This window comes from Psychrobacillus faecigallinarum (assembly GCF_014836595.1).
Lineage (GTDB): Bacteria > Bacillota > Bacilli > Bacillales_A > Planococcaceae > Psychrobacillus > Psychrobacillus faecigallinarum.
Genome location: NZ_JACSQO010000002.1, coordinates 271,215 through 290,993, shown reverse-complemented (window position 1 = coordinate 290,993; position 19,779 = coordinate 271,215). Strand labels below are relative to the sequence as shown.

17 protein-coding genes and 1 pseudogene are annotated in these 19,779 nt (G+C 35.4%); 5 read left to right on the top strand and 13 right to left on the bottom strand.

Annotation, left to right across the window (positions count from 1 at the left end):
• Positions 1 to 72: 72 nt before the first annotated feature.
• Positions 73 to 174 (bottom strand): annotated as a pseudogene (locus H9650_RS20875) (KGG domain-containing protein); the annotation flags it as partial.
• Positions 175 to 318: 144 nt separating this feature from the next.
• Entirely contained in the window at positions 319 to 2,157 is a 1,839-nt protein-coding gene (locus H9650_RS06120; protein WP_225215944.1) for a DNA ligase D, read from the bottom strand.
• Between the two features lie 121 nt (positions 2,158 to 2,278).
• On the opposite strand from H9650_RS06120, the gene ku reads away from it, so the two are divergent.
• Positions 2,279 to 3,106, top strand: coding sequence for a non-homologous end joining protein Ku (gene ku, locus H9650_RS06115; RefSeq protein ID WP_144535629.1), 828 nt, complete (start codon positions 2,279 to 2,281; stop codon positions 3,104 to 3,106).
• Between the two features lie 143 nt (positions 3,107 to 3,249).
• On the opposite strand, the gene H9650_RS20630 is transcribed toward ku, so the two are convergent.
• The 7 genes from H9650_RS20630 to H9650_RS06085 all read right to left on the bottom strand — a co-directional run bounded on the left by H9650_RS20630 (position 3,250) and on the right by H9650_RS06085 (position 9,430).
• Positions 3,250 to 3,372, bottom strand: a complete 123-nt coding sequence (locus H9650_RS20630; protein ID WP_255475373.1) for a hypothetical protein — start codon at positions 3,370 to 3,372, stop codon at positions 3,250 to 3,252.
• A gap of 270 nt (positions 3,373 to 3,642) precedes the next feature.
• A complete protein-coding gene (locus tag H9650_RS06110) occupies positions 3,643 to 4,524 on the bottom strand; it encodes an ROK family protein (protein ID WP_191696807.1) in 882 nt (293 codons plus the stop codon).
• A 12-nt stretch (positions 4,525 to 4,536) separates the two neighbouring features.
• A complete protein-coding gene (locus tag H9650_RS06105) occupies positions 4,537 to 5,235 on the bottom strand; it encodes an N-acetylmannosamine-6-phosphate 2-epimerase (protein WP_191696806.1) in 699 nt (232 codons plus the stop codon).
• A 17-nt stretch (positions 5,236 to 5,252) separates the two neighbouring features.
• A complete protein-coding gene (locus H9650_RS06100) occupies positions 5,253 to 6,167 on the bottom strand; it encodes a dihydrodipicolinate synthase family protein (RefSeq protein ID WP_191696805.1) in 915 nt (304 codons plus the stop codon).
• A 13-nt stretch (positions 6,168 to 6,180) separates the two neighbouring features.
• Positions 6,181 to 7,062, bottom strand: coding sequence for a carbohydrate ABC transporter permease (locus H9650_RS06095; RefSeq protein WP_225215943.1), 882 nt, complete (start codon positions 7,060 to 7,062; stop codon positions 6,181 to 6,183).
• Positions 7,063 to 7,076: 14 nt separating this feature from the next.
• Positions 7,077 to 7,973, bottom strand: a complete 897-nt coding sequence (locus H9650_RS06090) for a carbohydrate ABC transporter permease (RefSeq protein ID WP_427659266.1) — start codon at positions 7,971 to 7,973, stop codon at positions 7,077 to 7,079.
• Positions 7,974 to 8,053: 80 nt separating this feature from the next.
• Complete coding sequence (locus H9650_RS06085; protein WP_191696804.1) at positions 8,054 to 9,430, bottom strand: ABC transporter substrate-binding protein; 1,377 nt, start codon at positions 9,428 to 9,430, stop codon at positions 8,054 to 8,056.
• Between the two features lie 278 nt (positions 9,431 to 9,708).
• Here H9650_RS06085 and H9650_RS06080 point away from each other — a divergent pair, with 278 nt between their 5' ends.
• Both H9650_RS06080 and H9650_RS06075 read left to right on the top strand, forming a co-directional pair.
• Entirely contained in the window at positions 9,709 to 10,503 is a 795-nt protein-coding gene (locus H9650_RS06080) for a response regulator transcription factor (protein ID WP_191696803.1), read from the top strand.
• Positions 10,504 to 10,507: 4 nt separating this feature from the next.
• A complete protein-coding gene (locus H9650_RS06075) occupies positions 10,508 to 12,316 on the top strand; it encodes a cache domain-containing sensor histidine kinase (protein ID WP_191696802.1) in 1,809 nt (602 codons plus the stop codon).
• 146 nt (positions 12,317 to 12,462) lie between these two features.
• On the opposite strand, the gene gltS is transcribed toward H9650_RS06075, so the two are convergent.
• Both gltS and hutG read right to left on the bottom strand, forming a co-directional pair.
• The gene (gene gltS, locus H9650_RS06070; RefSeq protein ID WP_191696801.1) at positions 12,463 to 13,647 is read right to left on the bottom strand and encodes a sodium/glutamate symporter; all 1,185 of its coding nucleotides are present in this window, start codon (positions 13,645 to 13,647) and stop codon (positions 12,463 to 12,465) included.
• Between the two features lie 10 nt (positions 13,648 to 13,657).
• Entirely contained in the window at positions 13,658 to 14,569 is a 912-nt protein-coding gene (gene hutG / locus H9650_RS06065) for a formimidoylglutamase (protein ID WP_225215942.1), read from the bottom strand.
• A 137-nt stretch (positions 14,570 to 14,706) separates the two neighbouring features.
• Here hutG and H9650_RS06060 point away from each other — a divergent pair, with 137 nt between their 5' ends.
• Positions 14,707 to 15,585 (top strand): LysR family transcriptional regulator, encoded by an 879-nt coding sequence (locus H9650_RS06060; RefSeq protein ID WP_191696799.1) that lies wholly within the window; start codon positions 14,707 to 14,709, stop codon positions 15,583 to 15,585.
• A 530-nt stretch (positions 15,586 to 16,115) separates the two neighbouring features.
• Entirely contained in the window at positions 16,116 to 16,535 is a 420-nt protein-coding gene (locus tag H9650_RS06055) for a pyrimidine dimer DNA glycosylase/endonuclease V (protein WP_144535609.1), read from the top strand.
• 62 nt (positions 16,536 to 16,597) lie between these two features.
• Here H9650_RS06055 and H9650_RS06050 read toward each other — a convergent pair whose 3' ends face one another.
• Both H9650_RS06050 and H9650_RS06045 read right to left on the bottom strand, forming a co-directional pair.
• The gene (locus tag H9650_RS06050; RefSeq protein ID WP_191696798.1) at positions 16,598 to 18,061 is read right to left on the bottom strand and encodes an alanine/glycine:cation symporter family protein; all 1,464 of its coding nucleotides are present in this window, start codon (positions 18,059 to 18,061) and stop codon (positions 16,598 to 16,600) included.
• Positions 18,062 to 18,093: 32 nt separating this feature from the next.
• Entirely contained in the window at positions 18,094 to 19,689 is a 1,596-nt protein-coding gene (locus H9650_RS06045; protein ID WP_151113607.1) for an amidohydrolase, read from the bottom strand.
• Positions 19,690 to 19,779 lie beyond the last annotated feature (90 nt).

Sequence of the window (19,779 nt, the reverse complement as noted above, 5' to 3'; positions counted from 1 at the left end):
GCCTTTGCGACCTGCTTCTTCTCGACTCATTTTGCCATTACTTCCATTATTACCGTTGTTGCCGGAGCCGTTGCTTGCTTCTCCGCCTTTACGGCCAATCTCCTCGTAGAACTCTCGATCATGATTATTAGAGGTTGCTTCTCCGCCCTTACGTCCCGCTTCCTCTACTGACATGCTTCGTCCACGTTTGTTTTGGTTGTTGTTAGCCATATAACAATTCCTCCTCATTCATGTTTTGAGCTATTGATTCGAGCTCACTATTCATATTCCCATCTGAAAATAGCTAAAACATTTAAAAGCAAAAATAGGAGGTTTCTCTTAGCTCTTATGAATATTTAATATGTTTTTTAACTGTTCTAGTACTTTTTTGAATGCTTCTCCGTTTTCTACATGCCAAAAGTTGTTAAATAGATTTCCGTGCTTTTCAATTCTTTCCAAAACAATTGGTATCGAAAAAAAAGTCGGACTTAGTTGTTTGTTAACCTCCTCCCACTTTAAGGGTGTAGCGACAAAACCACCGTCGTTTCCTCTAGTAGAATATGGAGCAATTATTGTTTTTCCTTCATGATGTTGCACATAATCCAAGTACAACTTGTTATTTCTATTCTTTTTCATTCGTTCCGTAGTAAAAATATCAGGATTTTGTTCACATAAGAAATCGCAGACAAACTTTGTGAAAATCCTAGTTTCTTCATAAGAAAATAAATTTTTAGGTAAAGGTATATATATTTGTAATCCCTTGCCTCCAGATGTTTTGACAAATGAAATAAGAGAAAAATTATCAAATATAGCTTTCATTTTAAGAGCTGCATCCACTGCCATCCAAAAATAATCCACTGATGGTGGGTCTAAGTCAAACACAATTTCTGTTGGCAATTCTGAATGAATAGTTTGAAATGGTATATGGAATTCTAAAGCTATCTGATTCCCTAACCATAGAAGTGTTTCGATATTATTACAAAGGACATACCTATTATCTTCAAAGAACTTAGTCTTCACATAATTGGGAACGTTATCCTCCCAGTTCTTTTGATAAAAAAGTTCATCTGAAATTGCACCATGAGGATAACGAATGACAGTAAGTAAACGGTCTCGTAAAAAAGGAAGCATATAGGACGAAACCCGCTGAAGATAGTATAGGTAGTCTTCTTTTTTTATATCATTTGAAATCCATAATGGCTTATCAGGATGGGTAACCTTCACATTTTCAGGAAGTGAATATAATTGTAAATAAAATTTTCTTCTCGTACAGTTTAACGGATCACATTCAAGATTAAATCGATGGAATCTAGGCTCTCTTAAGCTTTTTCCGTCAAAATCTATAGAGGCAATATCCACACATATAGAAGGTTCAATTTGCCACTTATTTCTCCCAATTTTTTGACCATTGCTATAAAAAAACTTTTGAAGAGTAACTAGCTCTTCTTCCATTAAACCATGACTAAAATTGACCACATCTACTAATTGTCCTTCATCATAAATCGCACCAAAAAAATAATTATTACTCTTATCAAAAACTGTTAAGATGATGGTTGTAATCTTCCAGTTTTTTATCTTTAGCCAATCAGTGGAACGCTTGTCACTTGTCCATCTGCTTTTTTCTTTCTTTGCCACCATTCCTTCTCCATTGTGAGCTACAATTTTCTCCCATAGTGGCTTACTATCCTTATGTAACTCAATCATTTGTAAACGATTATTATCCTCGCTATTTATGTTTAATGGCAGTTTAAGATTTTTGAATAAAAGAGAGAGCTTCTCCTTACGTTCAGCAAGTGTTTTGTTAGTAATGTCCTTGCCTTTATATATTAAAAGATCAAAAATAGCAAGATGACAAGGGAAATGTAATAGATGGCTTTCAATTGCCTCTTTTTTTCTCATTCTTCCTCTTGTTTGCACGATTGTAAAATGGCTTTTGTAACTATTAATCAAATGTACGATTTCTCCATCCAGAACTAAAGGTAAATGGGGTTTTACTTGCTCTTCAATGGTATAACAAAATTGTATAATTTCCGGAAACATTTTATTGAGGATGTTTTCATTTCTACTTTTTAAAATAGGCTCAACCTCCCATTCTAAAATACAGCGAAATCCATCATATTTAGTTTCATAAAGCCAATCCTTATCCAAAGGAATATTCTCACTTGCAGTTAAAAGCATCGGTTTAATATGATTCCCCTACTTTCCTTTTTTGTTAGCTTTTGATTATTTTATCTTCCTAATACATAAAACGAGTCAAAAGATTACATAGTAAGGGAAAAGGAAAAGCAGGTGGAAATATATGCATACAGTTTGGAAAGGAAGCATTAGCTTTGGTCTAGTCAATATTCCTATTAAGCTTCATGCTGCAACTGAAAATAAAGACATTAAACTTCGCCAGCTTCATAAGGAATGCATGAAGCCCATTTCCTATAAGAAAGTTTGCGAGGGCTGCAGTGAAGAAGTGAAGAGTGATGACATTGTGAAGGCTTATGAATACTCTAAAAATAAATTTGTAGTACTGGATGAAGAGGAACTTGAAAAACTACGTAAAGAAAATGAGGATAAAGCCGTTGAAATAATTGATTTTGTCAAACTTGAAGAGATTGATCCTATATTTTTTGAAAGAAGTTACTTTATGGCTCCAGACAGCGGTGGTTCGAAGGCATACTCACTATTAAGAAAAGCACTAGAGGACTCTGGAAAAATTGGAGTGGCTAAAATTATTATTAGGGCTAAAGAGCAGTTAGCAGTGGTTCGAGTTTATAAGGAAATGCTAGTGATGGAAACCATCCATTATCCGGATGAGGTGAGAAATGCTTCGGATGTCCCGAATATTCCTCTTGAACAAACTGTAGTAAAAAAGGAATTAGAAACTGCTCTATTATTAGTTGATCAGCTAACTACTGAATTTAATCCTGACAAGTATACGGATGATTATCGAACGGCACTTATGGAATTAATTGAAGAGAAAAAAGTTAGTAACCCAACTGTAGAGGCTGACAGTAAACAGCCCGCTGTTGCATCAAATGTTACTGATTTAATGGAGGCACTCCAAGCGTCCTTAGACAAAACGAAAAAGAAAAAGACTCCTGCCCGGAAAAGAACTCCAAAGGCAAAGACGTCTTAAGTTTAATCATCAATAAGTAAAGCCTTCCTTTATAGGGGGCTTTGTTTGTTCTTTATTCATTGTTCACTTGTTACATAAAATAACGTAACTTCCTTCATCCCTCTGTCTCAGACAACACTTAAAATTTTTTCACAAAGTGGTTATTATTTCCTTTTGTCTTTTTGAGATCTGCTTGTTGTAATGAAAACAATCAAAAGCGCAATAATTGCTATAAAAGCAAGGATGCTAATAATAAGTAGAAAACCTGGTAGCGCAATTGTTGGCATTATTAACCTCCATGAATTATTAAAAGATACCCTTTTAATTTACATACTAGAGATAGCTTAGTAAATAGTTTTTTAGAAACTCCCTCAATAATTTTTATTGTTTTATCAATTCAGTAGTCATAAGAATTATTTATAAAAAAAACCGTCCCCTTATAGTAAGGTAAAGACGATTGTAGGGCTGACTATTTGTTTATTCAGTAACTATTGTATATTTCTACTCTTCTATTTGAATACAAAACCATTTGTGCAATCCAGTAACTTTATTTGCGATCAATACATATGCAAAGACACTGCACCCAGTAGTCCAGCTTTGTTACCAAGCGACGCCTTTACTATTTCTAACTCGGAGTAGCTTCCTATTATTAGTTCTTTAACTTTACTATTTACCAATGATACTAATTTATCCTGCTCCATTATTCCGCCACCTAAAATAATGGCGGGTGGATTAAAGATATGTGTTAATGAAACTAAGCCATACGCTATATCAATTATCCACTCATTTAATATTTTCTCTAATTCTATATTTCCTTGTTCAAGTTCTTCAAAAATTATTCGACCATTCACATACTTTTTTTCAAACTCTTTTGCTTTTTCCACTAACGCTCTAGTGGAGGCATACATTTCATAACATCCAAGACGTCCACAAGTACACTTCTTGCCACCCGGTTGTAAAATTATATGACCAAACTCAGCTGCACAGCCATTAAAACCTTTGTATATTCCTGATTTTAAAACAATTGCACCGCCTATACCTGTTCCATAGGTTAAACATAAAAACTCTTCAAATTTTTTACCTACACCATAATATTTTTCTCCTAATGCAGCCGCATTAACATCATTTTCAACAAGCACAGGGACATCGAACTTATCTTCAAAAATATCCTTTAACTTCATCCCAGTAAATTTAGGTATGTTTTCATTTGCATAAATGATTGAGCCATCTTCGCTATTAACTTGCCCTGCAGTACTAATTCCAATGGCTTGAAAATCCTCATAATTGCTCGTTATTAACTGTATTATTCTTGTAATTAGATGGTCTGCTCCCATGTTTGCTTCTGATTCGTATTCTCTAAAATTTGATATGCTCCCTCTTTCATCAGAAAAGCAAAGCTTAATTGATGTTCCTCCAATATCTATAGCTAATATTTTCATAAAGCTTCATCCTTACCCATTGGATTTCATCGCTTCTACAAATCTTTTAGTAATATTCATCGGTCTTGTTATTGCAGTTCCAACAACCGCTGAGTATGCTCCTAGTTCAAACACACATTTTAGTTCCTCTGGTGTCCAAATCCCACCTTCTGCAATAACTGGCATAGGAAAATCTCTCACTAGTTTTTCTATTAGCAATTTATCGGGCAGTACTGTACCTTGAGTATATTCTGTGTAACCACTAAGTGTTGTGCCTAAGCAATCAAATCCTAATTCATAAGCTTGTTTTCCTTCTTCATAAGTAGAGCAATCAGCCATGAATAGTTGATCACTATACTGTTTTCGAATAGCTGGAAAAACCTCGCTTATTACTTTACCGTCTGGTCTCAATCTATTAGTAGCATCAATCGCTATAATATCGACGCCTTCTCGATAGAGTAGGTCTATTTCTTTTTGAGTTGGTGTGATGAAAACATCTGATTTACTATAGACATTTTTTATAATTCCTATGATTGGCAAATTTACGTTTTTTTTTATTTCTTTAATATCTTCAATACTATTTGCTCTAATCCCTTTAGCGCCACCCATCATCGCTGCATAAGCCATTCTTGCCATAATGTATGGACTATGCAGCGGCTCATCAGGAAGAGCCTGACAAGAGACGATGAGTTCATGATGGATAGAATGTAAAATTTCCTGTTTAGTTTTCATTTATTAACATCCCCACACTAAATCGTTTGATATTTCACAATTGCTTCTTCAATTTTCTTTTTAATGTCGTCAATTTTTTTAATATCTTCTCCAGTTACTGCCTCTAAAGGACCTCTTACACTGCCGATATTTATTCCGCTTAGTTTTAAAACACCTTTTATAACGGAATACATTGAACCATTCAATGAACATAGTGCGATAATAATGTCATTAATATCATGTTGAATTTTTCTGGCATCTGAGAAGTTACCTGCTGAAATAAATTCCTCTGCTTTTAGGAATAACTCTGGCATCACTCCATATGTCCCACCAATCCCACCCTCTGCACCTATTAATCTACCAGACACATATTGTTCATCTGGACCATTAAAAACGATAAAGTCTTCATGGGATGCTGCTTTAAATCGCTCGATATCCATAACTGGCATAGAAGAATTTTTCACGCCGATTAGTTTGTCATTTGTTAATAATCTTTTCAGTAACGGAACAGAAAGATTATAGCCAGTTGTTTGAGGAATATTGTAAATGATAAAAGGCAAATCTGTTGAATCCATAATTTCCGTCCAGTACTTTTCAATTGCACTTTCAGGGAGCTTGAAATAGATTGGAGGAATAGCAGATAACGCATCATAACCTACTTCTTTTGCATACCTCGCTAGTTCAATGCTTTCCTTTGTTGAAGGTGCTCCGACGTGTGCGATTAGTGTAATTTTTCCCTGCAGGTTTTCAGCAACACATTTTAGTGTTGCTTTTCTTTCATCAAGCGTTTGATATATACACTCTCCGGAGCTTCCTCCTACATAGAGGCCTCGGATACCTTTTTCATAGAGATGGGTACTTAAATTTTTTATTCTTTCTAGTGATACTTCTCCTGCCTCATCATAACAGGCATAAAAAGCAGGTATAATTCCTTTAAACATATTTAGTTGCATATTCTTTCACTCCTTATTTGTTAGAACCCATCGTAATTCCTTGTGTAAACGACTTTTGGAATAACATGAAAATGATAATCATAGGTACTGAAGCTAATGCAGCACCTGCCATCATGACTCCATAATCTGTTTTATATTCTCCTTGCATCGTGGCAATGCCTAAGGGCAAAGTCATCATATCAGTCGAACGTGTAATTACGAGTTGACTAAAATAATCATTCCAACTTAGCATGAAAGTAAAAATCGCCAGTGCACCTATAGCTGGTTTTAGCATCGGTAGTACGATATAAAAAAAGGAACGAATTTCACCACAGCCATCTATTTTTGCTGCTTCTAAAAGTTCATTTGGTATTGTTTGCGAGAATTGCTTCATCAAAAAAACACCAAATGGCCAGCCGATTGCTGGAATGATAAGTCCTTTATATGTATCAACCCAGCCCAAATCGGTTAGCATCGTAAACAATGGAACTAAAATCACCTGTTTAGGTAGCGCCATAGCAGCGATCAGTGCGATAAAAATCAGCTTGCGACCAGGGAATACTTTTTTAGCAAGTACGAAGCCTGCAGTTGCACTTACAAAACATACGGCAATCATCTCAGCACTTGCGATAAAGAAACTATTAAACGTCCAACGCCAAACTGGATTGCTAAATAATGTTATCCAATTATCAAGTATAGGATTAAGTGGAAACCATTCTGGTGGAATCGTGATTGCTACAACTTGAGATTTGAATGCACCAGTAACAATCCAATAGAGTGGGAAAATAAAGAACAGTCCAGAGAGGACTAATATAATAGTTGAGATTATTTTAAAAACGCTTAATTTACGTAACCATTTTAAATTTCCAAGTACATTATTTTTCTTCTTAATCTTTAATGGAGATGTTATTCTCAAAACGTTCCCTCCTTTTAATACTCCACATCATTTCCTAAGTATTTAAATTGAATAATTGAAATTATTCCAATGATGATGGCTAGAATGACACCCATGGCAGAAGCTATACCAAAATTACCTAGAAGGAATGCCTGTTGGTAAACACCATACATCACTGTCGAAGTACTATAAATCGGTCCACCAGAGGTGAGTAATTGTATAAGAGCAAAGCACTGAAATGAATTTATAGTCGTAATGACAATTACATATAAGCTTGTAGGCATTAATAATGGCCAAATAATTTTCCGGAAAATTTGCCCTGGTGTAGCTCTATCAATTTGTGCCGCCTCTATATAACTTGTAGGAATATTACCTAAGGAAGCAACATATAAAATGATTGGCTGACCAACAGATGTCGTGATTAATATTACGGTTATGGCCATTAATGCAGTTTTTGGATCACCCAGCCAGGATTTTGGATCCATACCGAAAAAGTTTGTCACATAGTTAAGTAATCCAAAGTTTGGATGATAGATCCAACCCCAAACTACTGTAACACTGACGACAGAGGTAACTGCTGGTAGATAAAATATACCTCTACAAAATGATCGGATAAATTCACTTTTCTTGTAAATCGACATCGCAACAAAAATAGAAAAACCAATTACTATAGGAACTGCAACAGCAACTAATACAATCGTATTTATAACTGACTTATGGAAGGTTTCATCATGATATAGCGTTACATAATTTTCCAAACCAATGAATTCAAAATTCGTAATGCTATAATCAAAAAAACTCATGTATATCCCTCTTAACATTGGATATACAACAAAAATGAGGAAAAATGTTAACGCTGGTAACAAGAACAAATAACTCATCAACCAATCTAGCAATTTGTTTTTGTTTGGCTTACGAATAGTTGCTAACAATTTTCTACCACCCCAATCCTAATTCTTTTAAAGAAAGGAGCAACACATCAAAGATGTTGCTCCTTTTTTGTTTATCCGTTTTAGTTTGCAGACTTTGCTTTTTCAATCGTTGCATTTGCTTTTTCCGCAAAATCATCTAACGCTTCTTTTGGTGTTTTCGTTTCAAGAATTGCTTCCTGCAACGCTGGGAACCAGAAAGTACGAATCTCTGCATAACCATCTGCAGTTGTTGGAGGATCTGTTATAAACTTACGTGCTAGTTCTGAATAATCATACTCAGAACCTTCATACAGACCAGTAACTGAGTTACGAGCTGATAATCCTCCTGTTTGGATAAGGTTTTTCTTGCCCCATTCAGGATCGTTCACGATGAAATCAATTAGTTTCTTAGAAGCCTCTATTTTTTTGTCGTCCTCATTATTGAAGACAGCTAAACCCCCAAGAAATGGCTCTAGCTTCGGATCTGATCCATCAGGAGTTGGATAAGGTAGTAAAACATCTTCAAAGTCTTCTGTTTTATTTGGAGCAAACAATGATTTTAGTACAGCAGAATAGTTAATAGCGAACGCCATTTTCCCTTGTAGGAATAAATCGTTATGATCTCCTGCCTCAAGTGAAGCAGCACCAGGTGCAACTAGACCATCCTTCGAAGCCTGCACTACCCACTCAAGTCCTTTCACGCCTTCGGCAGAGTTAATCGCCACTTTACTATAATCCTCATTTAAAAATCTGCTTGCACCTAAGTTTGTAATATAGCCTCGTGTTCCCTGGTCTCCTGCTACACTCTTTGCATAAAACCCAGAGGGAATAATACCTGGTGCTTTTTCTTTAACCGCATTTAATGCTTTCTCGTATTCCTCAACCGACCATGTACGATCTGGTCGATCTAAAGGTAACAAATCTAGTTCACCGATTTCTTCGAATAATGTTTTATTAACAGCCATCATGAATGGTCCTGTATTGAATGGGTACATATATACTTGGTCACCGACCATCGATTGCTTTAATAGAGCTGGAGAAATATCGTTCATTACATCAGTTGGCATCATGTCATTCAACGGTGCAAGCAAATCTTTCTTGCCCCAGTCAATAATTCTTCCAGGAGCATCGTAAATTACATCAGGTGCTGTATTCGTAGCAATTGCTACATTCAACTTTTCAGGTCCGCCTTCAAAAGTCAGCATTTCTAAATTCACTTTAATGTCAGGATTCTTTTCCTGAAAAGCAGCTATAATTTCTTCCTCATACTTTCCTACTTTTCCATCTAAAGCCTGGAAGTTCGGGAAATTCCACCATGTTATTTCTACTGATTTGCCGTCGCTAGATACCGGAACTTTTGTTGAATCATTCTCCTTTTCATTGTCGTCCCCAGCCTCCTGACTACACGCTGCCAAAAACATTGATACGACAAATGCAATTACGATAAACAAAATGAACCTTCTTTTTGAACCTTGCATAGTATCCCCCCTAATACAATTATGGAAATATCGGTAAACGCTTTCATTTCCTGTTTTTATCTTAAAGTCAAAAATAAAACTTCACAATCCTTTGTATTTTACATTCATACACCTATTCTGACATGTATACTTGAAAAATATATAATTATTGGAATGTTCATATAATTAGTATTGGGAAAATCTTCTTTATCGTGTACACTATAGCAAATACAAAAAATGCTCTAGTTACAAAATCTTCTAAAACAATAACTACTAATTAATCATTTTGGGGGAATATGATGTATAAATTGATGATTGTTGAAGATGAACCTATCATTCGTTCTGGATTAAAGCATTATTTCGATTGGAAGGAATTAGGCATACAAACAATTGTTGAGGCAGAGAATGGCAAAGATGGTGTAGATATAGCCTTAGTTGAATTGCCTCATTTAGTCATAACAGATATTCGAATGCCGGTGATGGATGGTCTTGAGATGATCGGTAGTCTTCGAACCAAACTCCCTGAAACCTTGTTCATTATTTTAACTGGCCATAGTGAGTTTGAGTATGCACAAAGGGCCATTCAATATGGAGGTGTTCATGATTACTTACTCAAACCGTTACAATATGAAAATAGTTTTTCAGTTATTAAGGAATGTATAGAAAAAATCCGTGTCAAACAACTTGAATCCAAAGTAAATACGGAGAAAAATATAGATTTACTTGGGACATCTCAACTTTTGAAAAAGATGGAGTTCCTTACTCAAGAGGATCTACAACTTTTTAAGAAAATTGAATCCTATATAAAAAAACATATCAATCAAGAATTAACGCTCAATATGGTTGCTGAGCATTTCTTTTATAATCCATCCTATTTAAGCAGGTTATTTAAAACAAAACTAAACATGAATTACATGACCTTTGTAAGCGAAATCAGAATTGGATATGCTTTAGAATGTCTGAAAGAATCTAAATACTCCATTACCGAGGTTTCTCTTATGTGTGGATATAAAAGCTATAAGCACTTCGTAAAATTATTTAAAAGTGTCTCGCAAATGACACCTACGGAATATAGAAAACAGTTAAGGATATAATGTGATGATCCTATTGAAGCGACTTTTTCAACTTTTTCAGTTTAAACATGTTAATTATCAAATCTTTGTCATGATGATTATAACAATTACTATTCCACTACTCATTTTGTCTGTTATTATTTATATTTTTTCTATACAATCAGCTAAAAATGAATATCAAAATAGTTCAAACCTTATTCTTAATAATTTATCATTTAATTTCGATCAATACTTACGAAGTGTAGAGATCGGTGCTCTTACGGCTCATATGGATAGTAGGCTTCAAAATGCACTAGAAAATTGGGGGAAAACTGACTCAGAAAAGGACTATGTTCAAAGTATAGAATACGAGAATGCAATTGAACGCTTCATCAGTAGTATTGAAATGACTATTGAGAATGTTGATAGTGTACAGATCTTTTTAGATAATCGCGTTTTTTATTCTAGCTTTAAAAGAGCTGTTTACGATGTTAGTAGCCTTTCGAGTGAGGAATGGTATCAACAAACTATGGAACAAAAAGGTAAGGTAGTTTTGTTTGGTACACATGAGCCATTTCATCGACCAAATTCGAATGAATCAGTTATATCCATCGCCAGAGTCATAAACAAAAGCGGTACTAGAAATCCTTTGGGTGTTCTACTTATAGATATCCGTTTAGATTCATTACGGAATATATTAAACTTATCCGAGAATAGCAATCGAAATTTTATCATTCTCGATGATATCGGCAAGGTTGTCTATGCCTCTGATCTAAATCAGATCAATTCTGATAAGACATTTAAGACACACACTTTGTTAGGCATTTCTGACTCTAAGGAGGATACCGGTAGCTTCTATGCTGAGATAGGAGGAGTTAATTCTTTTTTTAACTACGTTACTTCTCCATACTCACAGTGGACAGTTATTCAATATATTGATGAACAGGAAATGACGAAGCACGCGAACCTACTTCGTCAGGTTATTTTGTGGTTGGCATTATTTTCACTAGCAATGGCTATGTTATTCATGGTGATCTTATATTCCCGTGTTACAAAACCGATTATCTTTTTAAGTAAGCAAGTAAAAAAAATAGGGAGCGGAAAATTCGATGTAAACCTAACTAGCAACCGTCAGGATGAGTTTGGAGGCCTATATCAAGGGATTAGCAAAATGGTCACTGATTTACAGGCGTATATTGAGCGAGCCTCTTACTTAAAAGCACAACAGCAACTTGCGCATTACCGAGCACTAAAAAGTCAGGTAAATCCACATTTTTTAGCAAATGCCTTAGAATCCATTCAAATGAAAGCAGTTATAAACAAACAAAGAGAGATAGCTGAAATGATTGGATTACTAGGACAGTTATTTCGAATCACTATACAAAGTGGTAAAGAGACTATCACAGTCGAAGAAGAATTGACTCATATCCGCTTGTACATACAAGTACAGCAAATGAGGTTCGGAGATAAAATACAGTATTTAGAAAACTTAGCACCACAAAGTGGTTCAATACAAATAGTACATTTTTCTCTTCAGCCTCTAGTTGAAAATGCAATTGTCCATGGCCTAGAGCCCAAACTTGGAGCCGGTATATTAGAAGTATCTACTACTTTCTTGGACAAGGATCTTCTCATCATGATTCGAGATGATGGAGTCGGGATAGACAACAAGCAACTTCGACAATTACGAGCTTATTTAGACGAATCCTCTAACACATTAACGGAAAAGCATATCGGGCTCAAAAATGTACATGAACAAATTCGCTATTATTTTGGAAACAAATATGGCATTACCATTGATAGCGTTTTAGGTGAAGGCACTACTATAACTGTACGAATTCCAGCACTTTCGTGATACGAAAACTCTATTATGGATTCTATTCTTCATTTATGGGGACCAATTATTAAGAAGTGACCTATATATTCGATATTAAATAAAAAAAGCGCAAACACTTGAAGTTCAAGCGTTTGCGCTTTTAGGATTCTATTGGTTCCAATATTTTATTTAAATAGATTAATTGTTGTAATAATAATTGGCATTCCGAAAACATCGATTAAGAATGCTCCTACAATCGGCACGATTAGGAATGCTTTGCGTGATGGACCAAATTTAGAAACAACTGCAGACATATTGGCCATTGCGTTAGGCGTTGCTCCTAGGCCATGTCCAAGGAAACCCGATACCATAATTGCTGCATCGTAATTTTTTCCGAGCAATCGAAAAAGAACAAACACTGCGAATAATACGATGAAGATTACTTGTACTAAAACGATGATAAATAACGGTAAGGCTAAATCTGCGATTTCCCATAGCTTTATGCTCATTAATGCCATAGAAAGGAAAATACCAAGGGAAATATCACCAATTAAATTGATTTCTTTCATGTTGATTAATTCAGGCTTGAAACGATCAACGATATTACGAACGATTACTGCTATGAACATAGCACCTACATAACCAGGTAATACAAACCCTGTTAAAGTAGAGAACAATTCCCCTGCATATGTACCTGCCGCCATACAAAAAGTGATTAAGAAAACTTGCATCATGAATGATTTTTCTGTAATCGGATGTTCTGATTTCTCAACATATGCTTCCGTTTCTTCTGAAGATGGCTTTAAGTTAAATTTGCGGATTAAGTACCCGATAACAGGACCACCAACAAGTCCACCAGCTACTAGTCCACATGTAGCTGCTGCCATTCCAATTGATACGGCAGAAGGAACGCCTAAGCCTTCAATTGTTTCCCCAAAAGCAGCAGCGGCACCATGTCCCCCTTCCATGGATACAGCTCCAGCCATAACACCGATTAATGGATGAAGATCCATTACTTTCGCTAAAGAAACGCCAATCACATTTTGCATTAAGGCTAAGAATCCACAAGCCAACCAATAGATTACTAACAATTTTCCACCTAACTTAACAAGTTTAAAACTCGCGCCGAGTCCAATGGTTGTAAAAAATGTAATCATGAAAATAGATTGTAGTGAAGTATCTAATGTAATTTCGATAATGTCGAAACCCTTCAAAATCGTCGCTAAAATAGCGAATAGTAAACCTCCCACAACAGGAGCTGGAATACAAAAACGATTTAAAAACCCAACTCTTTTAACTAAAAATGAACCTATTAGAAATAATGTTACTGCTAGACATAGTGTTGTAATTTGATTTATAGCCATATACATTCCCCTTTGGTTATTCGAAGCTATTCATAATTACTTCATTAATAAAGTAAGCCCCCAATTTTGCTGTTTGATTATTTATATCGAGTGTCGGATTAACTTCACAGATACTGAAACTTACAGTGTTTTTATGCGAAATCATCTGACGTAAAATGTCACGAACCTTTAAAGTGGATAAACCAAATGGAGATGGTGCACTGACGCCTGGAGCTTCTGCAGCACTTAAGACATCCATACAAAGAGTAACGAGTAATACATCATACGCATCCATGAACTTATTTAAATCCTTAGTAAACTGAGGTGAATCCAATTGTTCATCTAAAAAATACTGAACATTATAATTAGCCGCTGTATCAAATAATGCCGTCGTGTTTCCATATTGTTGGATGCCACATACAAAATAATGTGCATTTGGATCCTCGTCTAAAATTTGCTTAAACATAGTGCCAGAAGAGGTTTGATTGTCATAAGAACGCATATCAAAGTGCGCATCAATATTAAGCAAACCTATGGAAGCGTCTGGGCCTACTGCTTTACGCACCCCTAAATATTGCCCGTATAATGTTTCATGCCCGCCTCCAAGTACAATTGCCTTTCCCTTTGTTAAAATGTCAGAAACTTTATCTCCTAGTTCCCGCTGCGCCTGCTCTAGTTCATGGCCCTCACAAACGATATCTCCCAAATCGAATAAGGAATTTATATGAATATGATTACGCCATGGCAACGATGATAACTGCTTGCGTAAAGCAAGAGGAGCTTCTTTTGCACCAATACGCCCATTGTTACGTCGAACACCTTCATCGCAAGAAAAACCTATCAATCCAACTATCCCTTGTTTAGTTATGGATTCCGTTTTAACAATTTGATGATAACGAAAGTAAGTCGGTTCCGTTTCATGATCTATGCGGCCTTGCCAAACACTCAAATCAGTTTTTTTTAACAATATGTTTCGACTCCTTATAAACTGAAAAATTCATGTTTTCATTATATTTATATATATTTATAATAACAAATACTATTTTTTTATATTATAATAGTTTAAAACTATAAATGAGGTGTGAAATGGATTTACGAAGGATGTATTACTTCAACGCTATAGTAAAATATCAAAGCTTTTCAAGAGCAGCAAAAGCCTTACATATATCACAACCTTCATTAAGTAATGCTATAAAAACACTAGAAACAGAAATCAATGCCCCGCTTATAGAACGTACAACCAAACAATTTCGATTAACAGAATTAGGTTTACAATTCTATGAACGTTCGAAAAGTTTACTTGCTCAATTCGAAGTAATGGATACCGAGTTAAAAGAGTTTGCAAAAGGCGAGCAGTTAGAAATTCGATTAGGCATGATCGAGTCAGCAAATTACTGGTTTTCACAAGTAATTATTACCTACCAAAAACAATACCCACAAAACCAAATTACATTAATGGATACATTGTATAATCAAACCGTCCGTCAAGCGTTATTGGGTTTAAACGTACATGGTGTCATAACTAATCAGTATATTGTAGATCAGGAAATAAAAAGTGAATTGTTATATACCGAGCCTTACGTCGTGTTAAGTAAAAAAGATCATCCTTTTGCTACGAAGGAGAAAATATCACTAAAAGACTTTGCAGAAGAAGCATTGATAATAGGTATGCCAGAATTTCAAACGAGTGCACAAATACTAAAAGCTTTTGAACAGGAAAATGTCACGCCGAATATTCAATATAAAATAGAAAGATTTGAAATGATAAAAGTATTGGTAGAGGAAGGGCTAGGAATTGCCCTCCTGCCTGAACACTATGTCAACCACCATTTATCAGAAAGCTTAATATCACGCCAAGTACAAAGTAAGTTTCTAAATCGAAATGTGTATTTAAGCACTATGAAAGACCGCACTTTTCCGGAGAGCATATTAAAGCTATTTGACCTAATAAAGACAATGCACTAAATAAATACAGCAATAATACAAACGCTCTAGAGAATTACTGAGCGTTTGCTTTCTTTTAATGAAAATGAAAAAAATCTTACGGATTAACATAGTTAATTATATAAAAAACCCTTCAAATTTTCTTTCTTATAATGGGAGCGAGCAGAACGTTTAATATTTCAGTCTGATATTTTTTAAAAAATTTCTATTCTTTATGATTAGCTTTGCCAGAAGGCACTTTTGCCAATTGGTAGGTTGCAGGAGTAATTAGATTATATTTTGGATCTAGCAATACGGAAATTTTCCGTTTGCCTCCCAGAAAGAATGCAACAATAGCAAGACAAATTCACTCAATCAAAGTCAGTGTATTGTAGTATTATAGAATAACAGGCGTCCTGAATAAAAACAGGGCAAAATGAAAAGTATATGTCTAAATCCACTTTTCTTACCGAAGGATGATAACAGGAAATCGCTAATGAAAAAAAGATCAGGAAATTAAAACAAGACTGTCTATTTTCACGATAAATAGATTGAACAGGAGATGATTTTGTTTGCGCTTATGGCACCAAAGTTTACTAAGGAATTTGCCAAAATCTCAGCTGTTGGCACAGTGGCGTGAGTTAAATAGTATATTTGCTAAGGAAGACAGACATATTTTGATAAATTATATTTATGACTATCCGAAAGAGGATTTGTTTGCCTATACACAACTTGTTCTAAATGAAATGCGTGCTCGCAACATTAATATTAGGACGCTAGATAAAATGGAGCGTTATTTCACAGATGTACCTTTTGAACAAATAACGGATCCATTCGTTCATCATCATAACGAGGAATATTTCGAGATATGTTATTTTAATCTAAAAGAAAAATACATGCGAGGACAAAAGGATTTTGATGCGGAGCGGTATGAGGCTTTAACGGAGAAGTATGAAGAAATTTGTTCGTCCCAGTGTAGTAAACAATCATGAAGGTTCTTTTGTTCGAACTAACACGATTGTTTCTAACACAGAGACACCTTTATGAGTGAAGTTTATTTGTTTTTCTTTTTTAATCTGTCCTCATAAAACACATTAAAGTTAGGGTCTACAACACCTATGTTTAAATATCTAGCCTTATAGTCTCTTAATAATTCAAAGAATTTTTTACTTAAAAATAACAAGACAACTAAGTTTACAAAGGTTGGAATTGCTGTAGTGATATCCGCAAAATACCATACCGCTTTACCTGGTAGATTAAAAGTAACCGCATACACAACCATTAAAAACCCTGGTATTGGGTAAAGCCATTTAAACCATAGTAAAATCTTATATTTTAACGTTAACTTCTTCTCATCTCCAAAGACGTGTCTTAATAGAATTTCATAATACGTATACCAACCAGTAGATGTAGTCAGGCCAAAAAGAAATATTGAAATAGTGATAACGTATCTACCAAATTCACCAATCCCTATTTCAAAAGCAGATAGCGTTAAGGCTGCACCATCCAGTCCAGATGACCAAACACCAGTAATAATGATTGTAAATGCCGTAATAGTACAAACGATGATTGTATCTACAAATACTTCCACTGCGCCCCACATTCCTTGTTTAATAGGATGACTCGTTTTAGCTGTAGAGTGAATCATTGGAGAAGTTCCCCAGCCCGCTTCATTACTGTAGACAGCACGAGCTACCCCCATCCGAATTACTTGGGCAATTGCCGCTCCAGCGAATCCACCTACAGCAGCGATACCAGTGAAGGCACTTTCAAAGATTAAACTAAACACCGGAATGATCTCCGAATAATTCTTAAAAATTATAAACAGCCCTGCCAATACGTAGAAAATACACATAAATGGAACGAGTCTACTAGCAATTTCACCAATACGTTTAATCCCACCATAGATAATAATATAAATGAGAACTAAATAAATAAAAGAAGCTGGAATCATACCAATATCAAAAGAAGAGCTTAATGCCTCAGAAATCGTATAATTTTGAAGAGTGATAAAGAATGTAGTAAAAATTCCAATTCCGAAAAGTATAGCTGGTACTTTCCAATATTTAAAGTTTTTTTCTTCACCAAGTCCCTTTTCCATATAATAAGTAGGTCCTCCAAAAGGATCACCTTTTTCATCGGTATTGCGATAATAAACCGATAGAGTTACCTCTACAGTTTTAGTAATCATCCCTAGCAATGCAGTAAGCCACATCCATAATACAGCACCTGGTCCTCCTATTGCTATAGCTGTTGCCACTCCACCTATATTCCCTACACCGACACTGCCACCAATAGCTGTACTTACAGCTTGAAAAGGTGTCAGTATACCCTTAGAATCCTCTGATTTATCTCTTTTCTTAAATAAATCGCCGAAAGTCACCTTAAAAATATGAGGCAAATAACCAAATTGGAATAGTTTACTACCAATTGAAAAGTAAACTCCTACAAACAAGACCGTGAAAATTAGTGGAAGACCCCAAAGCCAGCCTACTATTGTTTCTAATATCGCGTCCATGCTTCATCCCCCTATTAAATTATTTACATACGCTACTTTCTGTACTTGATAACACCGCCAATTACTGTCATCTCAACTTCTGTTTCTAAAAGTTCATCTGCACATTCCATACTAAATGGATTTTTGTTGAGTACTGTCATATCTCCAAGCTTTCCTCTTTCTAGCGTTCCTTTCATATTCTCTTCATTCGTAGCATAGGCACCCCCTACCGTAAAAATTTTAAAGGCTTTATACATGGAGAGTTTTTCTGCCTCATTATAACCATTATGATTTTCCCCAATTTTTTTACGGGTAACAGCTGCATGAATTCCTAATAAGGGATTTAACGGTTCGATAGGTGCATCTGAGCTTCCGGCTGTAATGACACCTTTTTCTAGCAACGTTTTAAATGGATAAGACAAATTAGCTCTTGACTCTCCTAACCTATCAACAATCCAAGGATAATCGCTTGGTACAAATCTAGGTTGTATATCGATTATGCGATTAGGACTTTTTAATCGTTCGATTAATTGGTCATTTAGAATAGACACATGGATCAATCTGTCCCTGTAGGCAACTGGCTTCAGTTTGTCGAGATTATCCAGAACATCTATCAAAGCCTGGTCACCGATGGTGTGGACAGCTATCGGCATATCAAATTCTCTACAATTTCTCATTAGTTGCAATAGCTCTTCCTTCTCATACATAGCGTTCCCGTAATTACCTGAACTATCTGCATAGGGCTCGGACAAAAGTGCCGTTCTACCTCCCAATGCACCATCTGCAAAGAACTTTATAGCACCAATCATCACTTTATTGTTTCCATACCCTGCATACATTCCTGCATCCTTTAATTCTTCCAGGTATTTATAGTCCATTAAAAGATTGCTTCTAGGACCAATCCCCTCTTGATTTATTAGTTCATTAAATAGCTTGTAAGTTTGCTTAGCACCATTCAAGTAAGTTGGGTCGTTCGTATGAATACCTGTTAAACCAACTCTTAAAGCATCCTCCAGCCCCCACTTTACAGCATGCTTAAGCTGTTCATAGCTTTTAATAGGAATACGATCTGTAATAATAGTAGAAGCAGTTTCAAGTAATAGTCCAGTGGGTTTATTTGTTTCGGTGCTTGTAACTACTGTTCCTCCATACGGTACAGACAGCTTATCATGATAACCACTTTGCTCTAGAGCTTTTGTATTCACTAGAAATGCATGACCACAAACTCGCGGAAGAAATAATGGAGAGTCGGGTGAGACATAGTTTAGTTCTTCAATTGTTGGAATTTGTTTATCAGGAAATATATTCTCATCCCAGCCCCTCCCTAATATCCATTCTCCAGGTTGAATTAACCTGGCCTTATTGCTTATTACATTAAGAAGCTTCTCTTTTGACTCTATACCTGTCAGATCTAGCTCTTGAGCATTAATACCAACGCTCGAAATATGTAAATGACTATCTATTAACCCTGGAAACGCATATTTACCGTCCAAATCTATGACTGTTGTATTATCCCTTCCCCATTGAAGCATCATGTCTTCATTGGTTCCTAAATCTATAATTTCTTCATCTTCGATTACTATAGACTGTACAAGAGGTTCTTCTAAATTCATCGTAAAAATATTTCCGTTTGTATACATTATTCTCATATGACATTTCTCTCCCCTTTTCATCATAATTTGATTCTATTAATTTATTTTAATATTCAGATAAAATTAATTCAATTTATATTATAGAAT

What these genes read in the sequence shown, in the direction of transcription:
- H9650_RS06120 (WP_225215944.1), bottom strand. Translation starts at nt 2,157, where the DNA reads ATGCTTTTAACTGCAAGTGAGAATATTCCTTTGGATAAGGATTGGCTT.
- ku (WP_144535629.1), top strand. Translation starts at nt 2,279, where the DNA reads ATGCATACAGTTTGGAAAGGAAGCATTAGCTTTGGTCTAGTCAATATT.
- H9650_RS20630 (WP_255475373.1), bottom strand. Translation starts at nt 3,372, where the DNA reads ATGCCAACAATTGCGCTACCAGGTTTTCTACTTATTATTAGCATCCTT.
- H9650_RS06110 (WP_191696807.1), bottom strand. Translation starts at nt 4,524, where the DNA reads ATGAAAATATTAGCTATAGATATTGGAGGAACATCAATTAAGCTTTGC.
- H9650_RS06105 (WP_191696806.1), bottom strand. Translation starts at nt 5,235, where the DNA reads ATGAAAACTAAACAGGAAATTTTACATTCTATCCATCATGAACTCATC.
- H9650_RS06100 (WP_191696805.1), bottom strand. Translation starts at nt 6,167, where the DNA reads ATGCAACTAAATATGTTTAAAGGAATTATACCTGCTTTTTATGCCTGT.
- H9650_RS06085 (WP_191696804.1), bottom strand. Translation starts at nt 9,430, where the DNA reads ATGCAAGGTTCAAAAAGAAGGTTCATTTTGTTTATCGTAATTGCATTT.
- H9650_RS06080 (WP_191696803.1), top strand. Translation starts at nt 9,709, where the DNA reads ATGTATAAATTGATGATTGTTGAAGATGAACCTATCATTCGTTCTGGA.
- H9650_RS06075 (WP_191696802.1), top strand. Translation starts at nt 10,508, where the DNA reads ATGATCCTATTGAAGCGACTTTTTCAACTTTTTCAGTTTAAACATGTT.
- gltS (WP_191696801.1), bottom strand. Translation starts at nt 13,647, where the DNA reads ATGTATATGGCTATAAATCAAATTACAACACTATGTCTAGCAGTAACA.
- H9650_RS06060 (WP_191696799.1), top strand. Translation starts at nt 14,707, where the DNA reads ATGGATTTACGAAGGATGTATTACTTCAACGCTATAGTAAAATATCAA.
- H9650_RS06050 (WP_191696798.1), bottom strand. Translation starts at nt 18,061, where the DNA reads ATGGACGCGATATTAGAAACAATAGTAGGCTGGCTTTGGGGTCTTCCA.
- H9650_RS06045 (WP_151113607.1), bottom strand. Translation starts at nt 19,689, where the DNA reads ATGAGAATAATGTATACAAACGGAAATATTTTTACGATGAATTTAGAA.